At 69.0% G+C, this 13,512-nt stretch carries 11 protein-coding genes; 2 read left to right on the forward strand and 9 right to left on the reverse strand.

The window, feature by feature from the left end:
* Positions 1–103: 103 nt before the first annotated feature.
* Positions 104–3,136: an AfsR/SARP family transcriptional regulator gene (locus ITP53_RS47485; RefSeq protein WP_195902065.1), complete on the reverse strand. Its 3,033-nt coding sequence runs from the start codon at positions 3,134–3,136 to the stop codon at positions 104–106.
* Between the two features lie 2,179 nt (positions 3,137–5,315).
* On the opposite strand from ITP53_RS47485, the gene ITP53_RS47490 reads away from it, so the two are divergent.
* Positions 5,316–5,654, forward strand: coding sequence for a hydroxyisourate hydrolase (locus ITP53_RS47490; RefSeq protein WP_195902066.1), 339 nt, complete (start codon positions 5,316–5,318; stop codon positions 5,652–5,654).
* A gap of 16 nt (positions 5,655–5,670) precedes the next feature.
* Here ITP53_RS47490 and ITP53_RS47495 read toward each other — a convergent pair whose 3' ends face one another.
* Complete coding sequence (locus ITP53_RS47495; RefSeq protein WP_195902067.1) at positions 5,671–6,219, reverse strand: CGNR zinc finger domain-containing protein; 549 nt, start codon at positions 6,217–6,219, stop codon at positions 5,671–5,673.
* A 71-nt stretch (positions 6,220–6,290) separates the two neighbouring features.
* Here ITP53_RS47495 and ITP53_RS47500 point away from each other — a divergent pair, with 71 nt between their 5' ends.
* Complete coding sequence (locus ITP53_RS47500) at positions 6,291–7,214, forward strand: DMT family transporter (protein ID WP_195902068.1); 924 nt, start codon at positions 6,291–6,293, stop codon at positions 7,212–7,214.
* Here the strand turns inward: ITP53_RS47500 and ITP53_RS47505 are convergent.
* The 7 genes from ITP53_RS47505 to ITP53_RS47535 all read right to left on the reverse strand — a co-directional run.
* Positions 7,154–7,543: a Fur family transcriptional regulator gene (locus ITP53_RS47505; protein ID WP_195902069.1), complete on the reverse strand. Its 390-nt coding sequence runs from the start codon at positions 7,541–7,543 to the stop codon at positions 7,154–7,156. The two genes, ITP53_RS47500 and ITP53_RS47505, sit on opposite strands and share 61 nt — an antisense overlap.
* Positions 7,540–8,412: a metal ABC transporter permease gene (locus tag ITP53_RS47510; RefSeq protein ID WP_195902075.1), complete on the reverse strand. Its 873-nt coding sequence runs from the start codon at positions 8,410–8,412 to the stop codon at positions 7,540–7,542. The genes ITP53_RS47505 and ITP53_RS47510 overlap by 4 nt, the downstream gene beginning before the upstream one ends.
* Complete coding sequence (locus tag ITP53_RS47515) at positions 8,412–9,239, reverse strand: metal ABC transporter ATP-binding protein (protein ID WP_195902070.1); 828 nt, start codon at positions 9,237–9,239, stop codon at positions 8,412–8,414. Before ITP53_RS47515 ends, ITP53_RS47510 begins: the two co-directional genes overlap by 1 nt.
* Positions 9,236–10,165, reverse strand: coding sequence for a metal ABC transporter substrate-binding protein (locus ITP53_RS47520; protein ID WP_195902071.1), 930 nt, complete (start codon positions 10,163–10,165; stop codon positions 9,236–9,238). Before ITP53_RS47520 ends, ITP53_RS47515 begins: the two co-directional genes overlap by 4 nt.
* Positions 10,166–10,378: 213 nt before the next feature.
* Entirely contained in the window at positions 10,379–11,215 is an 837-nt protein-coding gene (fdhD, locus tag ITP53_RS47525) for a formate dehydrogenase accessory sulfurtransferase FdhD (protein ID WP_195902072.1), read from the reverse strand.
* Positions 11,216–11,365: 150 nt separating this feature from the next.
* Complete coding sequence (locus tag ITP53_RS47530; RefSeq protein WP_195902073.1) at positions 11,366–12,208, reverse strand: 2Fe-2S iron-sulfur cluster-binding protein; 843 nt, start codon at positions 12,206–12,208, stop codon at positions 11,366–11,368.
* Positions 12,205–13,512 (reverse strand): complex I 51 kDa subunit family protein (locus tag ITP53_RS47535; RefSeq protein WP_195902074.1); only part of this gene is annotated, 1,308 nt, incomplete at its 5' end. The genes ITP53_RS47530 and ITP53_RS47535, both read right to left, overlap by 4 nt.

The raw sequence follows: 13,512 nt of genomic DNA on the forward strand, positions 1-13,512 counted from the left end.
ACCCCGAACACCTCGTCCCCCCAACCCCGGAAGAACAACGCCTCTGGAACGACCTGAATAGATGAGTTCATGGCCGAACTTCGTCGGGCGGACGAGTCCGGCTTCACGGCTTGCAGCTTCGGATTTGGGATTGGACTACGGGGTCCATTTCGGCGGCCAGGGACAGGGCCTCGGCGAGGGCGCGTTCGGCTGCGGCCTGGTCGCCGGCGATGGTGTGGGCCTCGCTGAGCTGGGTGAGGACCCGGACCTCGTACAGGGGGGCGTGGATCTTCCTGCAGAGGGCCAGGGCCTGGTCCAGGTGGTGGATGGCCTTGTCCGTCTCCCCCCGGGCGGAGGCGAGCTCGCTCAGCCCGGTGAATCCCTTGACCTCCGCCAGCCGCGACCGGGTCGTGCTCGCCAGTTCGAGGCACTGTGCGAGCGCGGTGGCCGCGTCGGACAACTCGCCGCAACGTACGCGCGCGATCGCCAGCTCGTACAACGCGTACGCCTCTCCGATGGGGTCGCCCATCGCCCGCACCATCGTCAGCGACAGCTGGAGCGCGTCGACGGCGCAGGAGAACTCGCCCGCGTGCAGGTGCGCGTCACCGAGCCAGCACAGCACCTGCGCCTCGACCCGCTTGCTCCCGGCCGCACGGCTGAGCCGCAGCGCCTCGTCGAGCAGCCGCTTGGCCTCCTCGGGGTCGCCCGACTCCAGTCGCGTCCTGGCCAGGCTGTGCAGGACGAACGCCGCGGCGGCCAGGTCCTCGGTGGCGTGGAAGATCTTCAGTGCCCGCCGGTAGCCGGCCTCGGCGGTGGAGAGCCGGCCGTACATCCGGTCCAGGAACGCCAGGTCGCGGATCGCCAGCGCCTCCCCCTGGGAGTTGCCTTCGGCTTGGAACATCTCGGCCGCCGACTCGAAGCAGCGCCGGGCGTCGTGGAAGCGCTGCTCGGCGCTCAGCAGCGAGCCGAGGGAGTAGAGCATGGCCGCCTGTCCGCGCACGTCCCCCGCCTGACGGGCGGCCTCCAGGGCGACCTCGTGGGTCAGCCGCCAGTCGTCGTAGTAGATGCGCGCCTCGAACAGGGTCACCGAGGTGAGCGCCAGGTCCCAGCACAGCTCGACCAGCCCGGCACGGGCGGCCTGCCGGATGGCGGACACCAGCGTCGTGCGCTCGCGCTCGAACCACTGCATCGGGATCCCGATGATGGTCTCCATCTGCTCGGGCGTGGCCGGCCAGCGCGGCGCGGCGCTGTGCACCTGTACGTAGTCGCCGCCGTACTCCAGGCTGTGCGCCTGCTGGGCCAGGGTGAGCAGGGCGCTGAGCACCCTGGTGATCTCGTCCTTGCGCTCCGCAGGAGACTCTTCGGCGGCCACCCGCTCCCGCGCGAACACCCGGGTCAGCTCGTGCAGGTGGTACCGGGCCTGCCCGTCCTCCGTATCGGAGATCTCGATCAACTGGGCGTCTGACAGGTCGTCGAGCAGGTCCTCGGCCGCGCTGAGCGGCACGTCGAGCAGCGCGGCCGCGGTCCACCCCGAGTAGTGGGTGAAGTCGAGGATGGCGAGCCGCCGGAGCAGGCGGCGGGCCGGTTCGCTCATGCTCTCGTACGTCAGGGCCAGGCTCGCCCTGATCCCCATTTCTCCGTACCTGAGCTCGTCGAGCCGCCGCGCCTCGTCGGCGAGCCGCTCCACCAGGTGGTCGATCGTCCAGTTGGGCCGGGCGGCGAGCCGCGCGCCCGCGATGCGCAGCGCCAGCGGGAGGTGGCCGCAGAGCTGTGCCAGCGCCGCGGCGGGCTCCGGGCCGGCCTGGATGCGGGCGCTGCCGGCGATGCGCTTGAGCAGGTTGATCGACTGCTGGGAGTCGAACGTCTTGATCTCGACGGGCATGGCGCCGGGCAGTCCGACCAGGCGGCTGCGGCTGGTGACGATGACGGCGCAGCCCGGGTAGCCAGGCACCAGCGGGAGCACCTGGCTCTCTGTGCCGACGTCGTCGAGCACGATCAGCATGCGGCGGCTGGACAGCATCGTGCGGTAGACCTCGGCCCGTTCCTCCAGGCCGTCGGGTATCTCCGTGCCCGGCATCCCGAGGGCGCGCAGGAAGCGTTCGAGCACCTGCTTGGGGTGGATCGTGGGCGACGCGGCGCCGTGCAGGTCGGCGAAGAGCTGGCCGTCGGGGAACTGGTCGGCGATCAGGTGTGAGGTGTGTACGGCGAGGGCGGTCTTGCCCACGCCGGGCTTGCCGGAGATGGCGACGACGGGCACGGCGAGCTGAGAACGGTCGGAGGTCAGCAGCCGCCGGATCAGCTCCACCTGCTGACCGCGGCCGGTGAAATCGGCGATGTCGCTCGGCAGCAGCCGCGGCATGCCCAGGGGCACCGGGGGAGGCGATCCACGTACGGGCGGGGGCGGAGGCGGCGCGTTGAGGCTCTCGTCCGAGGTGAGGATCGCCTGGTGTAACTGACGCAGCCCTTCGTTGGGCTCCAGCCCGAGCTGTTCGATCATGGTCTCGCGGGTGTGCTGGTAGACCTGCAACGCCTCCGCCTGCCGCCCGGAGCGGTATAGCGCGGTCATGAGCTGGCCGCGTAACCGCTCGCGCAGAGGGTGTCTCTCGACCAGTTCGGTGATCTCGGCGACCAGCTCGCGGTGCCGGCCGAGCTGGAGTTCGAGCTCGATGCAGTCCTCGTTGATGGTGATCTGCCACTCGGCGAACCTGGTCACCGCCGAGCGGACCAGCCGGCTCTCGATGCCCTCCAGCGGCTCGGTGCACAGGGCGAGCGCCTCGCGGTATTTGTGTACGGCGTCGTCGAGTTGCCCCTCGTCACGCGCGACCCGCGCCTCGGCGGCGAGCCGGCGGAATCGTTGCGCGTCGACCTGCTGGTCGTCGCAGTGGAAGATGTAGCCCTGGGATTCGGTGGTGATGATGCCGGGATATCCGTACGCCCCGAACAGGCGCCGGAGTGCGGAGATGCAGATCTGGATCTGCGCCCGCGACGTGGCGGGCGGGTCGTCGTCGTAGATGGCTTCCATGAGTCGGCGGACCGAGACGACGCGCCCCGCTTCGAGCAGGAGCACCGCCAGCACGGTCTGCTGCCGGGGGCTCCCGAGGTCCAGGCGCCGTCCTTCAACGATGATCTCAAGAGAGCCGAGGATCCGTATCTCCACCCCGTGTCTCCTCGTTCAGCCCGGCGAGCCCGGCGGACGAGCAGCCGATGCCGCTGGTGTAACTGCCCTTCATCGCCATCCGCGCAGGATAGGCCCCCTGACCGGCTGCGTAGAGGGCTTAATGGATTGCCCCTTACTTCGCGCAGTCTACAACGCGCCGCATTTGGAAGCCAGGAAAAAACCATTTCGTCGCGATGTGTTCGGCCGGCGGTCGCCTCTCGTGCCGCGGCGGTACTCCATTGTCCGGAAGCCCATCGTGATCATGTGAATGCGAAAAGGCCGCCCCTCTTGGTCTCTGACCTTGTGAGAAGGGGCGGCCGTCAGGTCGGTGCGGGGGGTGCCCGTCAGTCCCAGGGGGTGCCTTCCTCGCCGACGGGGGGATTTGGCGTTGGTGCGGCCGAGACGCTGGAGACCGAGGCGCCGGCCCAGAGGATTCCTGCGGAGAGAGCGAGTGCGATGCCACTTTTCACGATACTACGCCACATCATTTTTTACCTCGCGTTAACATTTGAGGCGCCTGCCGCCACCCGGTCGGCTGCCTGTGATCCCAAGCTAAGAGCGTCCTCCATCCATTCCTTATCCATTCTCTTTCGAGCGCTATTCTCCCTGGTCAGGGGCAAGATCGAGATAGCTGCCCGGACGGCTGAATAGGGTTGTCGCATACATCTTACGATGAGCTCATGAGGGCGTCATGAGCTTGCTTGGCCCGGCCGGGCCGGCGATCGCGAAACGGCCGCGGAGGGAACAGCCCGCGCCACCGGGTAATATAATTGAACGCTTGCTTAACCGGAATTTGAAATGTCTTGACTGATTTCATTACTACCCCATGCGCTAGTGTTATCGGTCACATAGAAAGCTAGTTGAAGCTTTGACCGAAGTTAAGGCGGAATTGGTCATGATATAAAAGTCCGGCTGTCGTGGATGATTCACGCTGGTTTCCCGTCCGCCCGCATCGGCTCATCGCCGCGCGGCCCCCGCCAGTTGCCGAAAGGTAATCGGCCGTGCTGTCGTCCCATGTCATCAGCCCGCAAGTCGCCGACATTTGCCGACGGCCTGCGATGGGTGCGGGAGAATCCAAAGGGGTTTTCGATGGCGCCGTCAGAGCGGCCACGAGTCGTGCGCGGGCGCGATGAGGGGCAGATTGTACCCGGCGACCAAGGATCATGGCGCCCACGCGGAACACGGGAGGAACGCTTCAGGCGTAGCGCGCGGAGCTCCGGCCGAAGCGCCACGCGCCGTGATTTGTCTTGACGATATGACGTCTTCGCTGGTCAGTGGTGCAGTGTCCGGGATGGGCGGGTTTCATTGCAAAGGGATTGGTATGGCGTGAACACGCATGGTCATCGCGCCTGCCTAGCGATACCCGGCGGACCGCGAACCCGCCTTGCGGAATTCATCCCATCTGTCGACGACGCGGAGCCGGACTTGTCGCACGAGGTTTGCGCGGCGGCCGGCCACGTGTAAGGGTCCGGGCCGAACCAGGGAATTGATCCCCGGCTTCCGGGCACTCGTCGGGCGCGCCATGCCCGGGGTCTCCGTGGGGTCAGATCCGCGGCATGATAGGAGGCCGGATCTGCGTCTGCCGGCCCATCCGTACAACGTCCGCGGCACTGGCGTGATGTCGCGGGAGCGGACCCGTCCGGCCCCGGCGGAACGCATAGAGGGATGCCTCTTCGGCCGCCATGAAGGGTCGCGGGAGCGTTCTGGATCACTCTGGCGCTGAACGCGTTGACATCCGGACTTGACCCAGACGCCCCACAGCTCCGACACGGACAAAAACCGGCTTGTCGTCAAATATCACATCGAATTGCCGACCCCCATGGCCCTCGGGGGCTTCACTCCCCAAGCACCCCCAAGATCAACTCCCCGGAAACCCACCCTCGGGGCGCTTCGCCGCAGATGCCCCCCGAAGATCAACAGCCCAAGATCAATACCGCTCCCTCGGGGGGCTTCGCCCCCCAAGTACCCCCCAAAAAAGCCAACACCCAAGATCAACACCACCCCTCGGGGGGCTTCGCCCCCCAAGTACCCCCAAAAAAACAACACCCAAGATCAATACCGTCCCTCGGGGGGCTTCGCCCCCCGAGGGCGAAACCTTTCGTTATCTCACGGGGGGACGTAGTCAGGCGAATAGTCGTTGAAAGGCGGAAGGATAGAAAGCGTTGGGACGGTGAAGCACATGAATATCTCCGCGCAGGTGCTCGACGGGGTGTACGGCCGACCGGCCTCGGGCCTCCGCGTACGCCTGGAGCATGCGGTTGACGGTCAGTGGCAGGACATCGGGAAGGCCGAGACCGACGGCGAGGGCAACATCGGCAAGTGGGCGGAGTCGACGCTGCCGCGCGGGCTGTACCGGATCGTCTTCGACAGCGACTACTACTTCTCCAGCCTCGGCATCGAGGCGATCTACCCGGAGATCGTGGTCGTCTTCCGAATCCGGGAGGAATCGGACATATACAAGATTCTGATCATGTTGTCCCCGAGCACGTACTCCACCTACTTCGGCACCAGGACCTGAGCGGCGCCGCGCCCGTCTAGGCGCGGCGCCGGGCCCGGTAGGCCGCCACGTGCATGCGGTTGCCGCACGTGCGGCTGTCGCAGTAGACGCGTGACCTGTTGCGGGACTCGTCCACGAAGACGCGGTCGCAGTCGGGGGCCGTACAGGTGCGCAGGCGTTCGGCCTCGCCTTCCACCAGCAGGTGCGCCAGGGCCACGCCGCAGTCGGCCGCCAGGTGCTCCGCCAGGGCCGCGTCCGCGGCGAAGTAGTGCATGTGCAGCGGGTGGCCGTCGTGCTCAGTGAGACGAGGGGTGATGCGGGTCTCGCCGATGAGGGCGTTCAGGGTGCGGACCGCCGTCGGCTGGTCGGCGGCGGTGAAGACGCGGTGGAAGGCCTCGCGTACGCGGCGCACCTCCATGAGGTCCCGAGGCGTGAGCGAGCCGATGCCGCTGACCTGGCGGGACCGCACGAAGGCGCGTAGTTCGGCCAGGTCGGCCAGTCTCTCGTCGCCGCCGGTGGAGGGCGAGGTGTTGACCAGCTCGACAACGGTGGCCAGTGAATGCACCATGTCATGGCCAAACGCCATGTTGACTCCTGTCCGCTCCGGGTTCTAGCGTTGTCGCAGCGTATCTCCTGCACGGGCATCCGGGGGTTTCCATGAGTGCACATCGGCGTATCGTGATGATCGCGATCGTCGGTGCGCTCGTCATCTCCGTCTCCGGCCCGCTGGTGCGCCTGTCAGGTGTATCGCCGGCCACGTCCGCGTTGTTCCGCTGCGCGTACGCCGTGCCCCCCATACTGCTGCTGGCCTGGCTGGAGCGCCGCCGGCGCGGGGGCAAGGCGCCGTCCGTCAGGACGCTCGTACCGGCCTGGCTGGCGGGGGTGGCGTTCGCGTTCGACCTGCTCTTCTGGCACCACGCCATCGACTACGTGGGCGCCGGGCTGGCCACCGTGCTGGGGAATCTGCAGGTGTTCATCGTGGCGTTCGCGGCCTGGGGGCTGTTCAGGGAGCGGCCATCCACCCGGCTGATGATCGGGACGCCGGTCGTGTTCGCGGGCGTCGTGCTCATCTCCGGGGTCTTCGACAGCGCCGCCTACGGGAGCGATCCGCTCATGGGGGTGCTCGCGGGAGCGGCGACGTCCGTGTCGTACGCGGCGTTCCTGCTCCTGATGAAGGGCGGGACGGATCGGGTCGCGGAGCCGCTGGCGCATGCGACCGTGGTCGCCACCGTGGCGATCGCCCTGCTCAGCCCGTTGTTCGGCGGCGCCGACCTGATGCCGAGCTGGCCGGCGCACGGCTGGCTGCTGCTCCTCGCCGTCGGCCCGCAGGTGCTCGGGTGGTCGCTGATCACCTTCTCGCTGCCCAGGCAGCCCGCCGCGCTCACCGCGTTACTGCTGCTCATCCAGCCCATGACCACCGTGGCGCTCTCCGCGCTCGCACTCGCGGAGCGCCCGTCGCCGTTGCAGCTCGCCGGTTGCGCGGTGATCGTGCTGGGCGTCGTGTACGGCTCCCGCCGCGCTCAGCCCGCCTTGGCCGGCACCGAGCAGGAGGAGCACGTCCCGAAGACCTCCACCGTGTGAGTGATCTCGGTGAACCCGTGCTCGCTGCCGACCGTCTCGGCCCACCGCTCGACCGCGGGCCCGGCCACCTCGACCGTGCGGCCGCACCTGCGGCACACCAGATGGTGGTGGTGGGCGTCGCTGGCGCACGCCCGGTAGACGGACTCGCCGTCGTCGGTACGCAGCACGTCGACCTGCCCGCCGTCGGCCAGCGCCTGCAGGGCGCGGTAGACGGTGGTCAGGCCGATCTTGGCACCGTGCAGGCGCATCTCGGCATAGACGTCCTGCGCGCTGCGAAAGCCCTCGCTCCTGCGGAGGGTGTCATGTACGGCATCGCGTCTCGTCGTCATGCGACCTCCTTGACGCGCATACTTGCTCGCTCGCTCACTGTTGTCTCCCGGGTACGGCCTCGCCGTACGAATCTACCGACCCCGAGGGCCAGGACGAAGCCGGCGAGAGCAAGAAGCACGATCGCCGCGCCCGGGGGCACTTTGGCCGACACGGTCGAGGCGAGCAGCCCCCCGACCGAGGCCAGCACGCCGAACAGCATGGCCAGCGTCATCGTGGTCCTGAAGCCGCGGGTGAGCTGCTGGCTGGTCGCCACCGGGATCACCATCAACGCGCTGACCAGCAGCAGGCCGACCACCCGCATGGCTATGACGACCGTGAGGGCGGCCGTGACCGCGATCAGCAGGCTGAGGAAGCGCACCGGCAGGCCGCTGGCCCTGGCCATCTCCTCGTCCTGGCAGAGCACGAACAGCTCCCTGCCGAAGATCAGGACCACCGCGATCACGGCGGCGGCCAGTGCGCCGATGACCCAGATGTCCTGGGTCGTGACGCTGGCGATGGCGCCGAACAGGTAGGAGTTGAGCTTGGCGTTGCTGCCGCCTGGCGCGATCCCCATGAGCATGACGCCGCCCGCGATCCCCCCGTAGAACAGCAGCGCCAGCGCCACGTCGCCGCTCGTCCGGCCGCGCGCCCTGACCAGCTCGATGGCCACGGCGCCGATGACGGCCACGACCACGGCGGTGAGCACGGGCGCGGTGCCGGTCAGGAACCCCAGCGCGACGCCGGTCAGCGCCACGTGCCCGATGCCGTCGCCCAGCAGCGCCAGCCTGCGCTGCACGATGAACGTCCCGACGGCGGGCGCGCACAACCCCACCAGCAGCGCCGCGATGAGCGCGAGCTGGAAGAGCGGCTCGCGAAGCAGCTCGATGATCATCTGGATTCCCCCTGCCGCCCGGTGAGCGGCTCCCCCTGCCAGCCGCTGAGCGGTTCGCCCGGCCAGCCGCTGAGCGGACCTTCCGCCGGCTCGGCGGCATGCGGATGCTGGTGTTCGTGCCCCGGCCTGGCGCAGTCGCCCTCGGGTCGCGGCGGCCTGCCGTCGTGCGCGACGCGGCCCTCGCGGATCACCACGCCGCGCGTGATGATCGGCTCAAGCGGGCCCAGCTCGTGCGCGACCAGCACCACCGTCTTGCCGCCGAGCACCAGCCCGGACAGCGTGTCGGCGAGCAGGCGCTGCGTGCCGGCGTCGACGCCCGCGGTCGGCTCGTCCATCACGTACGTGTCCGGCTCCCCGGCCAGCGCGCGGGCGATGAGCACCCGCTGCTGCTGTCCGCCCGACAGCGACTGGACGGGGTCGTTGGCCCGGTCGGACAGCCCGACGGCGGCCAGCGCCGCTGCCACGGCGGCCCGGTCGGCCGCGCTGGTCCTGCGCAGCCTGCTCTGCCTGGCGATCCGGCCCGAGGCCACGACCTCGCGTACGGTGGCGGGCACGCCGCCGCCGACCTGGAGTCGCTGCGGCACGTAGCCGATGCGCCACCAGTCGCGGAACCTGCCGGGCGGGGCGCCGTACACCAGGGTCTGGCCGGCGGTCAGCGGCGTGAGGCCGAGCAGCGCGCGGACCAGCGTCGACTTGCCGGAGCCGTTGGCTCCCAGGAGGGCGACGACCTCCCCGGGACTGACGGTCAGGTCGATTCCCCGAAGGACGGGCTTGCCATCGAAGGAGACCCGGCCGTCGGTCATCGCGAAGGCCGTTTCGCTCATGCCGTACACCCCAGTGCTGTTTGTAGGGTTTTGAGGTTATCGCGCATCGCGGACAGGTAGTCGCCCGAGGGCTTGCTTTCGAGCGGGTCGAGTACGGCGGTCTTCGCGCCGACCTGGTTCGCGAGGACCTCGGCCACCTTCGGACTGACCAGGGACTCGGTGAAGATCGTGGTGACGCCCTCGGCCTTGGCGAGCTTGGCCACCTCCGAGAGCCGCGCGGGCGACGGCTCGGTCTCGGGGTCGAGCGTGACGCCGACCTGCTTGAGCCTGTAGCGGTCTGCGAGGTAGCCGAACGCCTCGTGCGCGGTGACCAGCGTCTTGGTCCTGCACGTGCCGAGGCCCGCCGCGAACTCCTTGTCCACCGCTTCCAGCGCAGCCGCCGTCTTGGCGGCACGGTCGCGGTACGCCTGCGCGTGCGCCGCGTCGGCCGCGGCCAGCCGCTCGCCGAGTTTGGTGGCCACGGTGGCCAGGCGGGCGGGGTCGAGCCAGAGATGCGGGTCATAGGAGACCTCGTGGGCATGCTCCTCTTCGGCGTGGCCCTCCTCCTCGGCGTGCTCGCCCGCGGGAAGAGTGGTGACCGCCGTGGCCGCGTCGAAGCTCGTGTCCTGCGCCACCGCGTCGTCCACGGCCGGCTGGACGCCCTTGATGTACACGGTGAGCGCGGCGTTCTGAATGCCGGCGACCTGCTGGATGCCCAGCTCCAGGTCGTGCGGCTCGACGCCGGGCGCGGTCAGTCCCGTGACCTGCACATCGGATCCGCCGACCTGCTCGGTGAGCCACTGCAACGGATAGAAGGCGGCGACCACGGCCGGCTTGTCCCCGGCGGTGGTCTGCGCCGCATCCGCCCCACAGGCGGCAGTGGTGGCGAGCAGAGCAGCTCCGGCCAGTATTCCGGCAACACCTGACCGGGAAAATCCTGAAATCATACGAGCCAGTATGCGCCGAAATGAAAACGATTGTCAAAATCCACCGACCGCCTCAGGGGCGGACGAGCCTCGCCTCTACGCAGTGGAGGCCATGAACGCAGGATGCCGTTCGGCGGGCTGGGGGCCAGGCGCGCCGGACGGCATCCCGTCATCACCTCGGTGGTCGTGCGCCGGCAGAGCCATTGCCGGCGCCCGAGGTGACGTTTTCGAGCCTCAACTGGTGAGGCTGGTCGGTATCCGGGAGAGCCGCTGCTCTCCCGTGTAGACGTTCATCGAGTCGCCGCGCAGGAACCCGATGAGCGTCAGCCCCTCCTCCGCGGCGAGTTCGACCGCGAGGGACGAGGGCGCGGAAACGGCGGCGAGCACCGGGATCCCGCCCATGACGGCCTTCTGCACCAGTTCGAACGACGCTCTGCCGGACACCATCAGCACGGTGTTCCGCAGCGGGAGCCGCCCCTCCCTGAGCGCCCAGCCGAGCAGTTTGTCGACGGCGTTGTGCCGGCCGACGTCCTCGCGCACGCACAGCGGCTCGCCGTCCGCCGTGAACAGGCCGGCCGCGTGCAGGCCCCCGGTCCTGTCGAAGACCCGCTGGGCCATGCGCAGCCGGCCCGGCAGCCCGGCGACAGTGGACTGCGCCAGCTCGACAGGATCGTCACTCGCGCTCCAGCGAGCCACCGTGCGCACCGCCTCCAGCGACGCCTTGCCACAGACGCCGCAGGAGGAGGTCGTGTAGAAGTTGCGCGGGGCGGGCGCCTCGACGCCGGGCGCCAGGCGTATGTCGAGGACGTTGTAGGTGTTGCCGCCGTCCACCGTCGCGCCCGCGCAGTAGCGGATCGTGGCGATGTCGTCGGGCGAGCCCACGGCGCCCTCGCTGACGAGGAACCCGGCGGCCAGGTCGAAGTCGTCGCCGGGGGTCCGCATGGTCACCGTCAACGGCGTCCCGTCGAGCCGGATCTCCAGCGGTTCCTCGGCGGCCAGCGAGTCGATCTTGCGCGTGCGGGCGGTGTCATTGACGCGCAGGATCCGGCGCTTGACGGCGACCCTAGACATCGGCGGTCCTCTCACAACGAGCCTGAGTCATGGCGGTCCCCTCAGAAGCGGTCCTCTCAGAACGGGCCTGAGACATGGCGGTCCCTTCAGAAGCGGTCCCCTCAGAACGGGCCTGAGACATGACCGAACCCCTCAAATGTGGCTTACTTCTCATACATAGCCATACCCGAAGCGGCCCTTCACGCACAGGTTGCCCTTTGTGACCGGATTGTCGTGCGGCGAGGTCACCTTGACGATCTTGTTGTCCTGCACGTGCAGGGTCAGGTTGCAGCCGACCCCGCAGTAGCTGCAGATCGTCGTGGTCTCGCTCTGCTTCGACTCGTCCCAGGTCCCCTCGGCCCGCATGTCGAACTCGGTCTTGAACGACAGCGCGCCCGTCGGGCACACCTCCACGCAGTTGCCGCAGTAGACGCAGGCCGAGTCCGTGAGCGGGGCGTCGAACTCCGTGGAGATCGTCGTGTCGAAGCCCCGGCCCGCGACGCCGATGGCGAAGGTGTTCTGCCACTGGTCGCCGCACGCGTCCACGCACTTGTAGCACATGATGCACTTGCTGTAGTCGCGTACGTAGAGGTCGTTGTCCACCTTGGCGGGCTGCTCGACGGTGGCCGCGTCGTCGCCGAACCTCGTGGGGTCGGCGCCGTACTCCTCGACCCACTCGGCCGCCCTGGGCGTGGTCGACATGTCCACCGAGGAGCCGAGCAGTTCCAGCACGACCTTGCGGCTCTGCCGGGCGCGCTCGGTGTCCGTGCCGACCTTCATGCCCGCCTCCGCCTTCCTGGAGCAGGCGGGCGCCAGCGTCCTGGCGCCCTCCACCTCCACGACGCAGACCCGGCAGGCGTTCTTCGGGGTCAGGGTGTCGCCGTAGCAGAGGGTCGGGATGTCCTTCCCGGCCGCGGAGCAGGCGTCGAGGATGGTCGAGCCTTCCGGCACCCGTACGGCCTCGCCGTCGATCTCGACGTCGATGAGCCGGCGGGGTGGCTGGAGCGGGATCATTTGGTGAACACTCCCAGGCGGTCGATGGCCGATTCGACGGCGTTCCAGGCGGTCTGTCCGAGGCCGCAGATCGAGGCGTCGCGCATGGTCTGGCCGACCTCGCGCAGCAGGACGAGGTCGCTCTGGTCGACCCGGCTCGACAACCGGTGCAGGGCCTCCTCCTGGCGTACGGTGCCCACCCGGCAGGGCACGCACTGGCCGCACGACTCGTCGCGGAAGAACTCCGCGATGCGCAGCAGGAGCCGTTTCATGTCCACGCCGTCGTCGATGACGAGCACCACGCCGGAGCCGAGCGTCGCCCCGGCGTTCCTGGTCCCGTCGAAGGTGAGCGGGATGTCCAGGTCGGTGACGAACGCGCCGGCTGCGCCGCCGAGCAGCACCGCCCTGGTCGTGCCGGTGGTCCCGGCCAGGTCCATGAGCTCTCCCAGGGTGGCGCCGAAGGTGAGCTCGTACACGCCGGGCCGCTCGACCGCGCCCGACACGCAGAACAGCTTGGGCTCGGCCGCCGCGTACGCCTGCGCCCCCTGCTCCAGGATCGGCAGCACGTTGACCAGCGTCTCGACGTTGTTGACCACGGTCGGCTTGCCGAACAGGCCCTTCTCCACCGGGAACGGCGGCTTGCTGCGCGGCTCGCCCCGCTGCCCCTCGATCGAGTTGAAGATCGCGGTCTCCTCGCCGCAGATGTACGCGCCCGCGCCCCTGCGCAACTCGATGTCGAAGGAGAAGCCCTTGCCGAGGATGTCGTCGCCGAGCAGTCCCCGGGCACGGGCGGTCGCCATCGCGTGCTGGAGGCGCGCGGTCGCCCGGGGATACTCACCCCTGATGTAGAGGTATCCCTTGGCGCAGCCGGTGGCGTAGGCGGCGATCGTCATGGCCTCGACGAGCGCGTACGGGTCGCCCTCCATGATGACCCGGTCCTTGAACGTGCCGGGCTCGCTCTCGTCGGCGTTGCACACCAGGTAGTGCGGGTGGTCGGGCTGGCGGGCGGTGGCGTCCCACTTGCGTCCCGTCGGGAAGGCCGCGCCGCCCCTGCCGACCAGGCCGGAGTCCAGCACCTCGCGGATCACCCCGGCGGGGCCGAGGTCGAACGCCCGCCTGAGCGCGGTGTAGCCGCCCGTCGCCCGGTAGTCGTCCAGGCTGGCGGGATCCACCGTGCCGACCCGCCTGAGCAGGATCAGCCCCGGTTGCCCGGTCTGCGGCACGGCCGCCGCGACAGGGGCGTCGCCGGTGACCTCCAGGCGCGGGGTGTTGCCGTTGGGGCTCGCCGTGCCGGTGATCGTGTCGGGGTGGGCGGGGGCGTACAC

The sequence above is a fragment of the Nonomuraea cypriaca genome, assembly GCF_015645445.1.
In the GTDB taxonomy this organism is placed as follows: Bacteria; Actinomycetota; Actinomycetes; order Streptosporangiales; family Streptosporangiaceae; genus Nonomuraea; species Nonomuraea cypriaca.